Genomic DNA, 15976 nt, shown 5'->3' with positions numbered 1-15976 from the left:
CATTTTCATGATATAGTATTATTGAGGTAAGAAATTATGGCTTTAGATGGTGTTTACACACATTATTTAATCAAAGAACTGAATCAATCTGTAGAAAATACACGTGTAGAATCCGTTTGGTTAAACGGTCTAATGTTTGTTTTTAGTCTTTATGCTCAAAAACAAAGACATCATTTAGTGATTAACTTGAATGCAAGTTTTACAAGTACTTATTTAACTACACAACCACCTTCAAAAAAAGATACTTCTAATTTTTTGAATCAACTCAAGAAATACTTAGAAGGTGGCATATTAAAAAACATCACTCAATACCAGTCAGATAGAGTGATTGAATTTAACTTTACCGTGTATGATTTTATATATGGTCCAGTTGAACGTAAACTGATTTTTGAAGCGATGGGTAGACACGCAAATTTATATTTAATTGAACAAGGAAAAATTATTGATTTATATAAGAAAATGTTTGTTTTAGAGGGTAGACATTTAATTCCAAATGCGACTTTTGGATACTTCTTAAGTGATAAACTTGATGCTAAAGATTATGTCTTTGATCCTTTATCTACACCTAAAGATATTACAAACAAATATTTAGGTATATCACAACGTTTAGCTAATTATTTACAATTAACTGGTAAACATCCTTTTGAAATTGAAGTTGAACCTACTTTATCTATGGAAAATAATAAATCCTACTTTTTTAATATTTTTGATTCTAATACAAAATCATTTAATAGATTAAGTGAAGCTTTAGATTCTAGAATCATGCTTCAAAAGGACGAAAAATCTATTTATAGAAGTTTTATCTCAAATCAGTTAAAAAAATTAGAAAAGAAACATATTCAATTAACCAAACAACTTGATCAAGCACATCAAATGCTTGAAGATAAAACAAAAGGTGACTTAATTTATGCTAGTGGTCATAATCTAAGAGACAAACTACCATTTATTGAGGATATTGTCTTAGATGATCAAATAAGTCTAACTTCAAATGCACAAAAGTTTTATAACAACTACCAAAAAGGTAAACGTGCGATTGATTTTTTAGAACCAGAATTGCATAAAGTATTAAGTGAAAAAGAAATATTTGAAAACTACCTTGTAGAACTAGAACTTACAGATAATGAGACATTATCTGATTTTAAAGAGATACTAGACCCATACGGGTTTATGAAACAAAAAAATAAAAAGAATAAACCTACAAAACATAAAGTAAAAGTATTAACCCTAAAAGTTGATGATACTACTTATTTTATCGGTAAAAACGCACATCAAAATGCACACCTAGTGAATCAAATAGGTTTATCAAATGACTATTGGTTTCACGTAAAAGATGCTCCAGGTTCTCATATACTTGTTAGAACGCCTGAACTTACTGAAAAAGTACTAAGAACATCTGCAATGTTAGCAGCATACTTCTCATCTCAAAAGGCTTCTAGTTCGATACCAGTAAACTACACACTATTTAGATATGTAAGTAAAATTGGTGGTAAACCTGCATCTTTTGTAAAGATTAAAAATGAAAAGACAATCTATATCGATATTGATCAAACAATTGTCGACAATCTTTTACAGAATGCTTAAAAGTTGATAAATTGCACTATATAGAGTAAGATATATTTGTAAAATAAATTAGGAGGCGTTACATTTTATGGCATTTACATTAGACAAATTACCATACGCATACGATGCACTAGAACCATTTATCGATGCAAAAACTATGGAGATTCACCACGGAAAGCATCATCAAGCTTATATTACAAACTTGAATGCTGCATTAGAAAAACATCCAGAATTACATGTTCACACAATGGATGATTTAATGGTATTACTTACAGATTTAAACAAAGTACCTGTCGATATTCAAGGTGCAGTTAGAAACAATGGTGGTGGACACTTCAACCACGCATTCTTCTGGCCATTATTAAAGAAAAATGATGGTAAAAAACCTGCAGGTAAACTTATGGATGCAATCACTCAATCATTTGGTTCATTTGAAGCATTCCAAGAAACATTCTCAAATGCTGCTAAAACTAGATTTGGTTCTGGTTGGGCTTGGTTGATCAAAAACGGTGATAAGTTAGTAGTTACTTCTACACCAAACCAAGATACACCACTTGCTGAAGGTACTCCATTATTAGGATTAGATGTATGGGAACATGCATATTACCTAAATTATCAAAACAGACGTCCTGACTATGTTGCAGCATTCTTCAATGTTGTTAACTGGGAAGCTGTTGAAGCATTATTCAATAAGGCTTAATACATAAAAAGATATCACAATTTGTGATATCTTTTTTCATTATCCACATAAAATTCATTTTAACATAAAAATGTTAGCGCTTTCCTTTACAAATGATTTATCTTGTAATATAATACAGTTGAAGGCGTAGTTAGTATTTTTGAATCACAAGTTCTTAAAAACGTTATACCTTTAAGTATCAAATGTTTATTCGATTTATAAGTTTTATTCATTTCAAAGATTTATAATTTTTATGGATTTGATTTATGTTTAGTATTTCAAGTTTTAGGCTACGCCTTCCATATTTAATCTACTTACCCAAGAAATTTATTTTCTTGGTTTTTTTTATTTCAATATTTCCTTATATTTTTGAAAGTCCTTAAAATAACGTCTAAAGTCTTCTATATTATGCTTTCTGATATTTGCATCGAAAAATTTAAAAACATGGTTAAAATGATCAACTTCTAAGAACTTGATGTTATCGTTTAAATAATATATTTCTCTATATTCTGCTCTATATCTGGTCCAGTTATCTAGTGTCATTGATTTATTTACTTCAATGTCTTGACTACATAAATGCCATATACGAGAGTTTTTTATACCATATTTTAATCTTTCCATGTAAATCCTTTCACATGTTTACATTGTATCATAACTTATAAAATAATTTTACTTTATAACAAAAAGGGGTTAGTAAATGCTAACCCCTTTTGATTCACGTAATTTACTTATATATTTCAGGTGTAGCTTCTATAACTGCATAGTCGCCATCTTCTCTAGCATAAACGATTTGAGGATTATTGGTTTTTTCATCTAAGAAAATAAAGAAATCATGTCCACTTAATTCCATTTGTGCAATTGCATCTTCAACAGTCATCGGTTTAATAGAAACCTTCTTTGATTTGACTAATTGACGTGCTTTAACTTCTTTATCCATTGCTTCTAGATTAAATTCTGTAGAAAACACCTCTTGTCCACGTCTTTCAAAATGATGTCTAATTTTAGATTTATGTCTTCTAATTTGTGCAGTTAATTTATCTACACTCTTGTCAATAGCTGCATACATATCAGCATCTCTAACTTCACTTCTTAAAATAATATATGGTGCAGGGATTGTAACTTCAACTTTAGAGTACTCTTTATAGACGCGTAATACTACACGCACTGTGTCTATCACTCTAACATCAAACATATTGACAATTTTGTCCAACTTCTTAACTACATACGCTTTAATAGCCTCAGTAGCAACGAATCCATTTTTACCTATGATCTCATATCTCATAACCTTTATCCTCCTTAAAGTTGTTTGTAAAAATAATGAGATGTCCTATTTCCATGTGATCGAATAATTCTATGATATTTAATGTAAGTGTTTCTATGTAGACCGCATCTACCGTCATATTTAAATTGAAATATGCACGGTAGTATGGTCTAAAGTAATTAATATAATCATTTGGGTGCTTTGTATCAGTTATAAGTAATTCAAATATATGCAATAAGCCATTTTGAATTGGTATGACAAAGTACGGAAAGTAATTCATCTGTTGTTTAAAACAATGAATACATACACCAGGTAATTCAAATTTAAGTAAATTTCTAAAAGTTCTTTGAACCTTTATATCATTTCTACATATTTTACACTGCATGGACTAACTCCTCCATACTATAGTAGTTAAAATGATATGTTTTTACTTTTTATATTGTTCAATAATCTTGGATTGGAATTGTTGTGGTACTTCTTCGTAACGATCAAAACGTCTTTCAAACTGTCCTGAACCTTGAGTCATTGCTTTTAAATCTATGGCGTAAGTAGTGACTTCCGCTTCTGGAACATATGCATTAATTACAGTATAACCATCTGCTTGGTCCATACCTAGGATACGACCACGACGTTTATTCATATCCCCCATAACATCACCCACATAAGATTCTTTAACTGTGATTGTTAGGTGTAAAATTGGTTCTAATATCGTTGGTTGAATTTCAGGTAATGCAGCCTTAAATGCAAGATCAGCTGCCATAACAAACGATATTTCATTACTATCTACTGAGTGATAACTTCCATCATAAAGGGTTGCTTTCACATGTATTACAGGAAATCCTGCCAAAGGACCTTTTTCAAAAGCACGAATTAATCCTTTTTCAACGGCCGGGAAGTATGATCTAGGCACTGCACCACCAAATACTTCTTCAGAAAACTCGAAAAGCTTATCTGTTGGTTCAAAACGTATCCAAACATGACCAAATTGACCTGCACCACCGGATTGTTTCTTATGTTTACCTTCGCCAACACCTTTTTTCTTAATCGTTTCTCTATATACTATCTTTTGGTCTTCGAATGAAACACTCACCTTATATAGATTCTTCATACGGTCTGTAATGTATTTAATATGACTAATACCATAACCACCAATGAGTAATTGACCAGTTTCTTTATTTCTTTGGATATCAAATGAAGGATCTTCAATATTTAGTTTTGTTAAAGCCATTGAAATCTTGTCTTCATCTTTTTCATTATCTGGTTCAATTGCCTGATAAATAACCGGTGTAGGAAGTTTCACTGTATCAAATACAATTTTGCGTTTAGGATCTGTGATTGTATGACCAGTCTTTAATGCTTCTAATTTAGTTGTAACTACGATATCACCCGCATGTGCTAAATCCATTGGTATTTGATCTTTACCAATCAGTGTCATTAAGGTATTAATCTTAATGGTTGAATCACTTTGTGCGTGATATACTTCATCCCCAACTTTTAAGATACCTGAATTTACTTTAATAAATGAAATCGTTCCAACAAATGGGTCAATCATTGTTTTAAAGACAAATCCTGAAAATGGTTCTTCATCCAATGTTTTAATTTGAAGTTTTTCATCACTTCCAACTTTAGTAGCTTCTAATTCTCTTAACATATCAGGAGAAGGTAAGAAGTCAGTTAACATTTTAAGTAAGGTATTTACACCAATATTTTTAAGTACAGAACCTACTAAGACTGGTGTTAACTCACCATTAATAATCGCGTGATTTAAAGCATGTGTGATTTCTTCATTAGTGATTTCTTCACCACCAAAGTATTTTTCTAATAATTCTTCGGATGTTTCAGCTACTGATTCCATAATCATCTCACGAAGTTGTTCCACTTTAGGTTTCTTTTCATCCCAAATTTCTGCATCTTCGCAAGTATTACCGTTATAGATACGAGCCTTCATCTCAACAACGTTTACAAAGCCTTCAAAATCTTCTTTACGTCCTATAGGATATGTAAAAGGTACGGCACGTTTACCAAGTTTCGTACGTATATCTTCTAATAATGCTTCATAGTCAATATTATCTTTATCCATTTTATTGATAAATAATACTGCTGGTATACGTCTACGTCTAATTTCATTCCAAACACGTTCCGTGCCAACTTCAACCCCTTTGGTCGCATCAATTAAAATGACTGCACCCTTAACTACTTCTAGGGCATGGTATAATTCGCTAATGAGCTCATCATTACCTGGTACGTCTAGAAAGTTAAGTTTGCAGTCATGTGCTTCGATCGGTATTAAAGATGTTTGCATGGAGGCAATACGTGTTTGTTCCTCCACAAGAAAATCGGATTTGGTGTTTTTACGTTCCACCTCACCTTTTACGTTAGTTACGCCAGTTACATTTAAGAGGCTTTCAGTTAGTGAAGTCTTACCACTACCCAAATGCCCTAATAGCGCAATGTTTCTGAGGTTCTTTGTTTTGTATTCTTTCATAAATACCTCCTTATATATGTATGCGTTTACATTGTACTTTTATTATATCACACCTTATTTTTTTATCAATATTTAATGTAAATAAAATATATGTGAATTTTTTAAAAGACCCTTTTTATAGTATAATAAATACGATATGAAAAAATATGCTATAAAAGCCATTCGTTGGTACCAAAAAACTTTATCACCAGTAAAATCTCATAAATGTAGACACACACCAACTTGTAGCCACTATGCAATAGAGGCTTATGAGACACATAATTTCATTTATGCAAGTTTACTTACCAGCAAAAGGATTATTACATGTAATCCGCTTTTTAAGCCTAAATACGATCCAGTACCAAAGAAAAGGGGAAAGAAAAATGATAAAAACGTTTAAAGTTACATCCAAGATCTTAAACCAAAAAAGAAATATATCTGTTTATATACCTGATAATCATAAGGGTCCCTTTAAAGTGCTCTACATGCATGATGGACAAAATTTATTTTTTAAAGAAGCATCTTCTTACGGGGAAATTTGGGATGCACATACACAGTATGAAAGATTTACTAAAGCTGGTTTAATTGAACCACATATTATCGTAGGTATCGATAACACAAAGTATCGCATGGATGAATATGCACCCTTTGATAATTCAACCATTTATAAAACCTATTCTGATGAATTTAGAGTACCTGTATTTGGCCAAGAGTATGCAAGATTCATCGTTGAAGAATTAAAGCCTTGGATTGATGTTAAATTCAAAACCAAAAAAGATAAAGAGGATACATACATCATGGGTTCTTCTTTAGGGGGATTAATTAGTTTATATTGTGGATTAAAATATCCTAATATATTTGGAGGTATCGGTTGTCTATCAACCTCAGCTTCCTGGAATCCAGCTGCCCTAGACAATTTACTGGATACTTTAAAACCAGATATTCATCAAAAGTATTTCATTACAGTCGGATCAAATGAATCTGGTAAAAACGATCATAAAGCAAACAGAGATTACACAAACGTATCTAAAAAGATTTATAAACATATCAAACCACTGGTAAAAACTATATTTTATAAGGTTTATGAAGGCGGCATCCATAATGAAACACTTTGGGCTTCTCAGTTGTCTGAGTTTGTACAATTCATGCGTTAAACAAAATAAAAGCAGAAATATCTAATTTGATATTTCTGCTTCTTTTTATAGTTATTAGTATGCTCTTGCAAAAAGAATTGTTTGAGTAGCTTTTTTACCAGTTACTGGACAATTTTCTGTAAGTAGTGGTTCATCTAGGATCACACGTGCTGTAGCACCTGTTTCTTCCTTAATTTGGATTTCAGCTTCTTCGCCACAAGTTGACATTTTAATATATCCGCCTTGTTTTAAGAATGCTTTAAATTCGTCATAGCTTTTCGCTTCATAAGTTCTACTTGTTGTAGCTTCTAATGCTTTTTGATACATTGCTTCATGCATTGTTTTTAAACCATCTTCAACAAACTTATGTAAATCATTAAGTGCTACTGTATGTTTTTCATAGTTATGTCTAAATGTTACAACAACTTGACCGTTTTCTAAATCTCTTGGACCGATTTCAATACGTAGTGGTACACCTTTCATTTCGTGTTCACTAAATTTCCATCCAGGTGATTTATCAGAATCATCGACAAATACTCTAAATTTATCTGACAGCTCATTTTCAATTTGTTTAACCGCACTTAAAACTTCTTCATTTGGTCTAATTGGTACAATAACTACTTGAGTTGGTGCAACATATGGAGGTAATACTAATCCATTGTCATCACCATGCACCATAATGATAGCGCCAATAAGTCTTGTAGATACACCCCAAGAAGTTTGATATGCATATTCTAATTCATTCTTATCATTTAAGAATTTAATATCAAAGGCATGAGCAAACTCATTACCAAAATAGTGTGATGTACCAGACTGTAGTGCTTGGCCATCATGCATTAATGCTTCAATCGCATAAGTTTCAAGTGCACCAGCAAATTTTTCTTTATCTGTTTTACGTCCAGTAACAAATGGTATAGCTAGTAACTCTTTACCTAATTTGTCATACACTTCTAGCATTTGATGTGTCTCTTTTTTAGCCTCTTGGGCAGTTGCATGAACTGTGTGGCCTTCTTGCCATAAAAACTCTTTACCGCGTAAAAATGGGCGTGTAGTCTTCTCCCAGCGAACAACAGAACACCATTGGTTATACAGTTTCGGTAAATCTCTATAAGATTTAACAATTTTACTATAATGTGTACCAAATAATACTTCAGATGTAGGGCGAATAATTAAGCGCTCGCTTAAATTTTCAACCCCTGTTGTTGTAACCATCGCTGTTTCAGGTGCAAAACCTGAAACGTGATCCTTTTCTTTTTGGAATAAACTTTCTGGAATTAACATGGGCATATATACGTTTTGATGCCCTGTTTTTCTAAATTCATTATTTAGGTAGTTTTGGATATTTTCCCAAATACCATATCCTAAAGGTCTATAGATAATAAACCCTTGTGTATTAGAATAATCCATTAACTCTGCTTTTAGACAAAGGTCTGTATACCATTGACTAAAGTCTACATCTCTTGATGTAATACTTTCAACTAATTTTTTATTTTTACTCATTTGATTTCACCAAAATTGTTTCATTTCCTTCGAATTTTACTTTTCTTTCTTTATATAATAAACCTAACGCACGTTTAAATGATTTTCTACTTAGTCCAAAAACCTTTTGAATGGTTTCACTATCTGTTGTTGCATCATACGGCATTCTACCGCCTTCTTTTTCTAAAACACCCATAATGAGTTTAGAATCATCTACACGAACAACTTCTTTAAAATCAATTAAACTACCTTCATAACCACTTGGTGTTTCATAAGTAATTTTTACCTTTAAGATTTCACCTAAACGGTATGCTTTTCTAACGTTTGACTTTTTAACTAATACTAAATTAAATTCATCAGTTAATATAAAATACCCAATATTACCAATGACTTGAACAAAACCTGAAACTTCATCACCTACATTTAAGTTTCCAGTGATTAAACGAATTTCATTATAAGGAATCGGTCGTGCAGTTAATCTTGCCTTAACACGTAAATCCACATATACTTGATCATCTACTTGTGGCCATAAACTTTCATCAACTGGTAAGTCATCTTTTGATAATAGGACGTCTTTTGAAATACCTAAATCTAAGAATACACCCAAACCAGGCTTAACATCTACCACTTTTAAAACACCGGGGTTGCCCGCTGTTACATAGGGTTCATGAAGCGTTGCAGCTAAACGCCCTTTAGCGTCAAAATATAAAAAGGCATCGACAAATTGTCCGGGCTCTAATTTTCTGTGATCTGATTCATTTTGATGTAAGAAAACCTCTTCACCATCACTTGATTTTAATAAATACGCGATATCTGTTTTTCTTACAACTTGTAGTTCATTTAATTGTCCAATTTTTAATTTCATAACTTTTCACCTACTAAAAATTATATCACATAAAACAAAAATCCTTCTAGAGGATTTTAGTTTTCTAGTTGTTCTATATAGGTTTCATATGCTTCTAATAAGAGTTTCTCAATAAATCCCACAAACGGTGATAAATCCTTCTCTTCTTTAAATATATCTATATGATTTAGGTAGTTTTCTTTTTCAGAAACTGGAATCGATACAGGCATATAACCATCATATAATAGAATATAATTTAACACTAATCTAGCTAAACGTCCATTACCTTCTAAGAACGGATATACTTTAAAGATTTGTGCATGTGCAAAACATGCTCTTTGAAGTGTAGTTCCTTTAAAATGTTTCAAATCATAAAAGAATTTAGCCATACGGTCATAGACCTTTACATAATCAGGTGGTTGATGCATACTATGTTTGATTTGAATGTTTACCTTACGGTATTGGCCACCTAAGAATATACCACTGACTAACATTTCATGTAAGTCTTTTAATATATCTTCTGTCAACACTTTTCTAGAGGATACCAATTTCATGACATGCTCAAAAGCATTTTGATAGTTTAAAGCTTCTTTTTGTTCACGCTCTGGTAATTGGGTAACGATAATCTTTTTGTTTAATAAATTTTCTACATCCAGCTTGGTTAGAGCATTTTTACCTTCAATCGTGATGGAATCATAGGTAAACTGATAGATAAAATTTTGAATTAAATCTTTATAGGATTGTTCATCTGCGTGTTCCCTTAATTCGTTAAAGTGGACTTTGTCCACTTCTAATAGATCTAACTTCATTCTCGCATCGCCCCTTACAATTGATTATACCAAAAATAAACATAAAAAAAAGAGGTTTATTTCTAAACCTCTTACATTTACCTAAGCGAATTATATTTTAGAAACGTTAGCCGCTTGATCTCCACGATCGCCTGACTTAATTTCGAATTCTACTTGGTCGCCTTCAGCTAGGGATTTGTAACCATCAGTTTGAATAGCTGAATAGTGAACAAATACATCTTTACCGTTGTCTGCAGTGATAAAGCCGTAGCCTTTACCTGCATCGAACCATTTAACAGTACCTTTCATTAAATGCAATACTCCTTCTTTAGATCTCTTGGTTTTCTCAAACCTAGAAACATTATACACTTTAATTTTTGATAACACAACCTAAAAACATAATTAAATTTATTTGAAATGAATAAATATCATTAATTTCATTATTTTAGCACTACAAGGCCTTTTAGTTTAAAATCCCATACATTAAGTAAAGTTTACACAAAAGACTTTATTTTTACATCTTTGTTTGATATAATCATTTTGCATGTTAAATTTGCCCAATTGGTGAAGTGGTATCACGCATCCATGGTAAGGATGAATCGCAAGTCCGATTCTTGCATTGGGCACCATTTAAAATAAGTATATAAATAAGCCATCAAGGCTTTTTTTTTTTATTTTATGCTCTTTGTTGCATAAAAACTAGGTATGTTATTTTCTTTTAGATAACCAGATAGATTCGTATCTTCATATATATCTACTAATCTAAATCCAGCTTTTAATTGACCACCAATTTGTTCTTCCATGGTATGACTAAACTGAATTCCGTAATCATGCTTCACCATATACTCATATTGTTCAATGTCTTTAAGCGGATTAAATGGAAGATCAAATAAGATTTTCCCGTCTTCATCATCAAAAGCAAAATTAAACCCGTTATCTAATCCAGAGAGTAAGACACCACCTTTTTTTAATATGCGGTAGCATTCTAAAAAGACTGGTTCTACTTTTTCTATATATACATTAGATACTGGATAAAATATTAGATCAAACGTTTCATCTTGAAAGGGAAGTGGGTTTGTCATATCAGCTTGAACTAAATTAATGTCATATCCAAATTTTTTAGATAATTTCTTTTCAGTTTCTAACTGTTTTTCTGAAATATCTAGGCAGGTAACCTTAGCACCTAAGGCTTGTAGAATTGGCATTTGTTGGCCACCTCCACTAGCAAGACCTAATACATGTTTCCCCTGAATATCTTTTAACCAGTCAGTTGGTACTTTCTTTGTGGGTGTAAGGTATATTTCATAGATACCTTGTTTAGCTTTATCATATACTTCTTTAGTAATAGGTATACCCCACTGCCAACCTGCTTCTACCCATTTGTCAAACATCTTTTGATTTATCTTCGTATAATCTTTCATTTTACAATACCTTTTAATTCTTCTTGAATGTTTAGTGGTTTATATACCCATTGGTAAGAACTTGTATGTACATTTTTAGGATGACTTAAAAATATCGTTTCATCTTTAAATCCTAATAAGTGATTTGTAAGTCTTAAGTAATAAGTTAACACCTTATCACTTACCTTAAACTTCGCTGTATTTAAGTTATTAAGTAACCTGATGACTTTAGTTCTATCATTTAATGCTTCGTAGTAATAGATAATATTTAAGTATAGAATAAGTCCGTCTTCGGTTTTAGGTATATTTCTAATTAAACTGTTCATCTTCTTTTCAATACTTAAACATGCAATTTGCCCATGAAATACAACCTCATAGATATATTGACCCAGAAGGTTCGTATATAGTTGTGAGTGCGCCTGATGCTGTCTTTCAAGCATCTCTACGATGCTTGGCCAAAAGTATGCCATACTTTCCTTATCGTGCTTAATTAGGGTTGTTAACTGGATCAAATAGGTTAATCTAAACAGTTTATCCTTATCAAATGCTTTTTTGGCTGCAAAGTCTCCATACATACCTGCTCTAGATACTTTAGAGGATAATACAGCAAGCACTGTCATGATTGAAGTTACAACCATCACGGTGAATAAAAATCCATTTAACCAATATATATTCGTAAATAAACAAAGTATCCAGATTAATACTATGAGGACACCATATATAATGGATGCCTTAGGTCCTGCAAGTAAGACTCTTTTAAATTTATGAACCATGGCTTCTTCTTCATCCTTTGATTGAATACTTAAGTGATCAGGTATAACGATACCACCAATCATTAGAAGAAACTTAGGAACGAATCTAATCTTTAGTCCATTATCATTTACAAACGCTATACCAAGAGCATATAAAGCCTTGGGTTTTATGCCTTGTTTTATAAATGAGATGAGGTGCCCCATCTCATGTGCAAAGATTGCAAAGAATAAAGCTATGAACATATATATTATGTGCACATAAAAGGGTACTGTATTTAAACCCCTATTTAAATGTGTAAAAAAGTTTTCATAAATTAATAAAAAATAAAAAAAACTTACTACAATTCCAAGTAAAAAATAAATCCATGTTTTTCGTCGTCTTTTTTTCATTGTGTTCACCCTAATACATATTATAACATCAACTTATGGGTTTCTTTTTACCAAAGATTTGTGGTATAATTCTTACAAATGAATAAGTTAGGAAAAAAGTAAATCTTTTTTAAAATAATGCTTGACAAGTATGGATGCATTTGATATCATAATAAAGCAACATGTCGGTGTCGTATAATGGTTATTACAAGGCCTTGCCAAGGCTTAGACGGCAGTTCGATCCTGCTCACCGGCTCCAGTAAATAATAAACAAGTTCTCAAGTAAATGCTTGAGAACTTTTTTTATTTTCTTATAACTTAATTTGACTTAAGATTTCACCAACTCGACCTTCAATAAAGTGTTTAAACTGCATATATTCTTTATTTATCACAATTAAGTGTTTCCCCTTAAAGTATTCGATAAAACTTGCTGCTGGATAAACTGTTAGTGATGTACCTGCAACAATTAAAGTATCTGCCTTTGATATTTCTTCTATCACTTTTCTTACTACATCAGAATTGAGCGGCTCTTCATAAAGAACGACATCCGGCTTTATAAGATCGCCTTCACTATCTACTGGTATATCTTCAGTATTTAAAATGTAGGTTAACCCATCAATAGGTTGTTTCTTTTTTACTGTGTAATATCTGTGAACTGATCCGTGGAGTTCTACTACATTTTTTGAACCTGCCATTTGATGGAGTCCATCAATGTTTTGAGTGATAACGCACTTAACTTTACCAATGCTTTCAGCATCTTTGAGCCATATATGTGCTTTATTGGGTTTGATGTCATCATTTAAAAAATGAAGTTTAAAATACTCATAAAAATCTTTGGTGTGGTTAAAGAAGAAACTTCTACTTAAGATATCTTCTGGTCGGTAGTTTTTAAATTTTTGGCTATATAAGCCGTCTTTACTTCTAAAATCTTTAATACCAGATTCCGTGGAAACTCCAGCACCACCAAAAAAGACAATATATTTAGATGTATCTATGATTGTTTGTAGTTCTTTTATAGTCATGTAAAATTCTCCTTTAACCTCATCATATCACTAGATTATAAAATAAACTAGTGATTCATAAAAAAACTACTCTCGTTAAAAAGTAGTTTTTTTATGAATCTATTAAATCGCTTTTTTGTATGCTTCTAATACTTTTGTAGTATCTGCATATTTATGTGCAATACTACCAGCTGCAGCAGCTGCAACACCACCAACTAGATCATCTAAGAATGTGTTACAACGTACCACACCTTCTTGTTTAGTATCTAGTTCTTTGATGATACCTAGTTTAAGTTTATCTACATAACCAAAGTTTGTTAATCCAATGGATCCATAAACGTTGACGATAGATAATGCTAAGATTTCATCAACACCATATAGACCGTAGTCTTCCATGAGTATTGTTGAAAGTGGTTCTGAAAGTAATCCTTTTTCTGCTAAAACATCTAGCTCAATACCTGTTAATACAGCATTTTGAACTTCTCTTTTGATTAATACACGATTAACATGGTCCATACAAATTTCAAGTGTCATATCTTTTAAGTATGGTTTTTGTAAATCTAGTGTGATTTTAGCAATATCAACTACCTCCACACCACGTTCTTGTAGACGCTTAATAATAAGGTCATACTTTATTTCTTCATAAGTTTTTTCAGTCATTTATCCCTTTTCCTTTTCCTTTCAATATTTTTTATTTCTTTTAACTCTTTGTGATAGTTTAAAATCTTCTTAAACGTTTCTAAATTCAAGTTTACAGTCACATCATCAAATGGTGGATGCTTTTCTTTAATCCAAGATTTAAGTTCACTAATCGCGTGATTAGCGATTTTAATAATATCTTCTGAATAGTTTAATTTTTTACTGTTTGTTTCAAATTCTTTACGATCTAAAACCACGATACGACCATTTGGATATACTCTGATGTCTAGATCATAATCTATGTATTTAATCGCTTCTGAATCATATACATAAGGACTTGATACATTACAATAATAATGTATACCGTCTTTTTTAAACATTGCTATAATGTTAAACCATTCGTTTTCAAAGAAATAACAAAGTGCCGGTTCTTTGGTATACCAACTACGACCACTAGACTCAATCACTTTTGTTCTTTGATTTCCTGTAACTAAATATGACTCATTATCATCAACAACAAATGAATTTGTCCACACTCGGTGTAAACTACCATCATGTTTATATCCATGTATTTGGATTTTTTTTGCTTTTTTTAATTTCATATAAGTCTCACCTACTTAAATGTATTATAACATCTAAGCGCTTTTGTTGTCAGTACAGGAAGACTATTATAACACGAAATCATACTGAATCAAGTACTTTTTTGACTGGAATAAAAAAATATGCACTCTAGATTATCTAAAGTGCATATTTTATTATAAAATTTTTCTTATTTTTTGTTCAACATCTAATCTGAAACGGTCAATAGCATCTAGGATGAATGTCACCATATCAATGGAGTCATCTTCGATTAATGGTGTTAAATCCATACCATTAACAACTTGATCAGATTGGTCAAGTGCATGTGCTGTAGCAAATGTTGCATTCGCTAAACGGCGACCAATTGCAGCTAAGTCGTAACGTTTTGCACCATCAATTTGTGAATCAAACACTTCAACTAAGCTATTTGTAAGGTTTGGTCTTCCACCAACGTTAAATTTAACTTTTTCATCGTCATTTAACCAGTCAAGATCACGCCATACCTCAACTGCATAAAGTTTTTTAGGACGTTTATCTTTTGGTAATAAACGTAATGCTTTAATTGTCTTAGTTACAACACCAATGTGTGTGTCATGTTTATCAGCTAGGTTATGTGTATATAACACTTCTGGTTGAGCGTCTAAAATCATTTTTCTAATTTCTTCTACAACAATTGTATCTTGTGGATCTTTTGTTTGTTTTGAAGGTGAATTAATGAATGCTTGTAGACCATACTCACCTAAGTACGCAGCCTTTTTTTGTTCAAGGTTACGAACGACCATCATTTCTTCATTCGTGTAGTGTGAATAATTTCCCCCACGTGAAGATCCTGAACCATCAGTTACAACCACACCAAAGAACCATTTGTCTGGTTTCTGAAATGTTTGTAACACACCATCGATTGCACCAATTTCAATATCGTCATGGTGCGCTAAAATTGCCATATGAGTTGTACGTTTGATAGCTTCTTCTAGAGGTTTGTTATCAGGTACATAAAATTCGGTTGTATTGTTATATTTTTCCATTTT

At 31.8% G+C, this 15976-nt stretch carries 18 protein-coding genes and 2 tRNA genes; 6 read left to right on the top strand and 14 right to left on the bottom strand.

Going from position 1 to position 15976, the window contains the following annotated elements:
* The first annotated feature begins 36 nt into the window (after positions 1–36).
* Positions 37–1581 carry an Rqc2 family fibronectin-binding protein gene (locus IY230_RS02905; protein ID WP_196369837.1) on the top strand — a complete coding sequence of 515 codons (1545 nt, stop codon included), beginning with the start codon at positions 37–39 and terminating at the stop codon, positions 1579–1581.
* A 67-nt stretch (positions 1582–1648) separates the two neighbouring features.
* The gene (locus IY230_RS02900) at positions 1649–2260 is read left to right on the top strand and encodes a superoxide dismutase (RefSeq protein ID WP_196369836.1); all 612 of its coding nucleotides are present in this window, start codon (positions 1649–1651) and stop codon (positions 2258–2260) included.
* 324 nt (positions 2261–2584) lie between these two features.
* Here the strand turns inward: IY230_RS02900 and IY230_RS02895 are convergent, their stop codons facing one another.
* The 4 genes from IY230_RS02895 to IY230_RS02880 all read right to left on the bottom strand — a co-directional run bounded on the left by IY230_RS02895 (position 2585) and on the right by IY230_RS02880 (position 5985).
* Positions 2585–2860 (bottom strand): hypothetical protein, encoded by a 276-nt coding sequence (locus IY230_RS02895; RefSeq protein WP_196369835.1) that lies wholly within the window; start codon positions 2858–2860, stop codon positions 2585–2587.
* Positions 2861–2963: 103 nt separating this feature from the next.
* Positions 2964–3521 carry a ribosome hibernation-promoting factor, HPF/YfiA family gene (gene hpf, locus IY230_RS02890; RefSeq protein ID WP_196369834.1) on the bottom strand — a complete coding sequence of 186 codons (558 nt, stop codon included), beginning with the start codon at positions 3519–3521 and terminating at the stop codon, positions 2964–2966.
* Entirely contained in the window at positions 3511–3885 is a 375-nt protein-coding gene (locus IY230_RS02885) for a hypothetical protein (protein WP_196369833.1), read from the bottom strand. Before IY230_RS02885 ends, hpf begins: the two co-directional genes overlap by 11 nt.
* A 42-nt stretch (positions 3886–3927) precedes the next feature.
* Complete coding sequence (locus IY230_RS02880) at positions 3928–5985, bottom strand: elongation factor G (RefSeq protein ID WP_196369832.1); 2058 nt, start codon at positions 5983–5985, stop codon at positions 3928–3930.
* A gap of 136 nt (positions 5986–6121) precedes the next feature.
* Between IY230_RS02880 and yidD the strand changes: the two genes are divergently transcribed.
* Complete coding sequence (yidD, locus tag IY230_RS06750) at positions 6122–6364, top strand: membrane protein insertion efficiency factor YidD (protein ID WP_196369831.1); 243 nt, start codon at positions 6122–6124, stop codon at positions 6362–6364.
* A complete protein-coding gene (locus IY230_RS02870) occupies positions 6348–7118 on the top strand; it encodes an alpha/beta hydrolase (protein WP_196369830.1) in 771 nt (256 codons plus the stop codon). Before yidD ends, IY230_RS02870 begins: the two co-directional genes overlap by 17 nt.
* A gap of 54 nt (positions 7119–7172) precedes the next feature.
* Here IY230_RS02870 and proS read toward each other — a convergent pair whose 3' ends face one another.
* From proS to IY230_RS02850, 4 genes are all read right to left on the bottom strand, one after another.
* Positions 7173–8597: a proline--tRNA ligase gene (proS, locus tag IY230_RS02865; protein ID WP_196369829.1), complete on the bottom strand. Its 1425-nt coding sequence runs from the start codon at positions 8595–8597 to the stop codon at positions 7173–7175.
* Entirely contained in the window at positions 8590–9441 is an 852-nt protein-coding gene (locus tag IY230_RS02860; protein WP_196369828.1) for a S1-like domain-containing RNA-binding protein, read from the bottom strand. The genes proS and IY230_RS02860 overlap by 8 nt, the downstream gene beginning before the upstream one ends.
* A 56-nt stretch (positions 9442–9497) precedes the next feature.
* Entirely contained in the window at positions 9498–10229 is a 732-nt protein-coding gene (locus IY230_RS02855; RefSeq protein WP_196369827.1) for a Fic family protein, read from the bottom strand.
* 90 nt (positions 10230–10319) lie between these two features.
* Complete coding sequence (locus tag IY230_RS02850) at positions 10320–10517, bottom strand: cold shock domain-containing protein (RefSeq protein ID WP_012242247.1); 198 nt, start codon at positions 10515–10517, stop codon at positions 10320–10322.
* Between the two features lie 246 nt (positions 10518–10763).
* On the opposite strand from IY230_RS02850, the gene IY230_RS02845 reads away from it, so the two are divergent.
* Positions 10764–10837: transfer RNA gene (locus IY230_RS02845), tRNA-Thr, on the top strand.
* Between the two features lie 42 nt (positions 10838–10879).
* On the opposite strand, the gene IY230_RS02840 is transcribed toward IY230_RS02845, so the two are convergent.
* Positions 10880–11629 (bottom strand): class I SAM-dependent methyltransferase, encoded by a 750-nt coding sequence (locus tag IY230_RS02840; RefSeq protein ID WP_196369826.1) that lies wholly within the window; start codon positions 11627–11629, stop codon positions 10880–10882.
* On the bottom strand, positions 11626–12603 hold the full coding sequence (locus IY230_RS02835; protein ID WP_196369825.1) for a M50 family metallopeptidase: 978 nt from the start codon (positions 12601–12603) through the stop codon (positions 11626–11628). The genes IY230_RS02840 and IY230_RS02835 overlap by 4 nt, the downstream gene beginning before the upstream one ends.
* A gap of 310 nt (positions 12604–12913) precedes the next feature.
* Here IY230_RS02835 and IY230_RS02830 point away from each other — a divergent pair.
* Positions 12914–12988 (top strand) — tRNA-Gly (locus IY230_RS02830).
* 52 nt (positions 12989–13040) lie between these two features.
* Here IY230_RS02830 and IY230_RS02825 read toward each other — a convergent pair.
* From IY230_RS02825 to IY230_RS02810, 4 genes are all read right to left on the bottom strand, one after another.
* Positions 13041–13751 (bottom strand): NAD-dependent protein deacylase, encoded by a 711-nt coding sequence (locus IY230_RS02825; RefSeq protein WP_196369824.1) that lies wholly within the window; start codon positions 13749–13751, stop codon positions 13041–13043.
* A gap of 102 nt (positions 13752–13853) precedes the next feature.
* Positions 13854–14390, bottom strand: a complete 537-nt coding sequence (locus IY230_RS02820; protein WP_196369823.1) for a phosphatidylglycerophosphatase A family protein — start codon at positions 14388–14390, stop codon at positions 13854–13856.
* Entirely contained in the window at positions 14387–14971 is a 585-nt protein-coding gene (locus IY230_RS02815) for a DUF402 domain-containing protein (protein WP_196369822.1), read from the bottom strand. The genes IY230_RS02820 and IY230_RS02815 overlap by 4 nt, the downstream gene beginning before the upstream one ends.
* Positions 14972–15124: 153 nt before the next feature.
* Positions 15125–15973, bottom strand: coding sequence for a PIG-L deacetylase family protein (locus tag IY230_RS02810; protein ID WP_196369821.1), 849 nt, complete (start codon positions 15971–15973; stop codon positions 15125–15127).
* Between the last annotated feature and the right edge of the window lie 3 nt (positions 15974–15976).

The sequence above is a fragment of the Acholeplasma laidlawii genome (assembly GCF_015709225.1).
Lineage (GTDB): Bacteria > Bacillota_I > Bacilli_A > Acholeplasmatales > Acholeplasmataceae > Acholeplasma > Acholeplasma laidlawii_A.
This window is presented reverse-complemented; position numbering and strand designations above follow the sequence as displayed.

Excerpts from the sequence above, each read along its gene's own strand:
- yidD (WP_196369831.1), top strand. The coding sequence starts at position 6,122 with ATGAAAAAATATGCTATAAAAGCCATTCGTTGGTACCAAAAAACTTTA.
- IY230_RS02840 (WP_196369826.1), bottom strand. The coding sequence starts at position 11,629 with ATGAAAGATTATACGAAGATAAATCAAAAGATGTTTGACAAATGGGTA.
- IY230_RS02880 (WP_196369832.1), bottom strand. The coding sequence starts at position 5,985 with ATGAAAGAATACAAAACAAAGAACCTCAGAAACATTGCGCTATTAGGG.
- IY230_RS02820 (WP_196369823.1), bottom strand. The coding sequence starts at position 14,390 with ATGACTGAAAAAACTTATGAAGAAATAAAGTATGACCTTATTATTAAG.
- IY230_RS02905 (WP_196369837.1), top strand. The coding sequence starts at position 37 with ATGGCTTTAGATGGTGTTTACACACATTATTTAATCAAAGAACTGAAT.
- IY230_RS02895 (WP_196369835.1), bottom strand. The coding sequence starts at position 2,860 with ATGGAAAGATTAAAATATGGTATAAAAAACTCTCGTATATGGCATTTA.
- IY230_RS02860 (WP_196369828.1), bottom strand. The coding sequence starts at position 9,441 with ATGAAATTAAAAATTGGACAATTAAATGAACTACAAGTTGTAAGAAAA.
- IY230_RS02850 (WP_012242247.1), bottom strand. The coding sequence starts at position 10,517 with ATGAAAGGTACTGTTAAATGGTTCGATGCAGGTAAAGGCTACGGCTTT.
- hpf (WP_196369834.1), bottom strand. The coding sequence starts at position 3,521 with ATGAGATATGAGATCATAGGTAAAAATGGATTCGTTGCTACTGAGGCT.
- IY230_RS02835 (WP_196369825.1), bottom strand. The coding sequence starts at position 12,603 with ATGTTCATAGCTTTATTCTTTGCAATCTTTGCACATGAGATGGGGCAC.
- IY230_RS02900 (WP_196369836.1), top strand. The coding sequence starts at position 1,649 with ATGGCATTTACATTAGACAAATTACCATACGCATACGATGCACTAGAA.
- proS (WP_196369829.1), bottom strand. The coding sequence starts at position 8,597 with ATGAGTAAAAATAAAAAATTAGTTGAAAGTATTACATCAAGAGATGTA.
- IY230_RS02870 (WP_196369830.1), top strand. The coding sequence starts at position 6,348 with ATGATAAAAACGTTTAAAGTTACATCCAAGATCTTAAACCAAAAAAGA.
- IY230_RS02885 (WP_196369833.1), bottom strand. The coding sequence starts at position 3,885 with ATGCAGTGTAAAATATGTAGAAATGATATAAAGGTTCAAAGAACTTTT.
- IY230_RS02825 (WP_196369824.1), bottom strand. The coding sequence starts at position 13,751 with ATGACTATAAAAGAACTACAAACAATCATAGATACATCTAAATATATT.
- IY230_RS02815 (WP_196369822.1), bottom strand. The coding sequence starts at position 14,971 with ATGAAATTAAAAAAAGCAAAAAAAATCCAAATACATGGATATAAACAT.
- IY230_RS02810 (WP_196369821.1), bottom strand. The coding sequence starts at position 15,973 with ATGGAAAAATATAACAATACAACCGAATTTTATGTACCTGATAACAAA.
- IY230_RS02855 (WP_196369827.1), bottom strand. The coding sequence starts at position 10,229 with ATGAAGTTAGATCTATTAGAAGTGGACAAAGTCCACTTTAACGAATTA.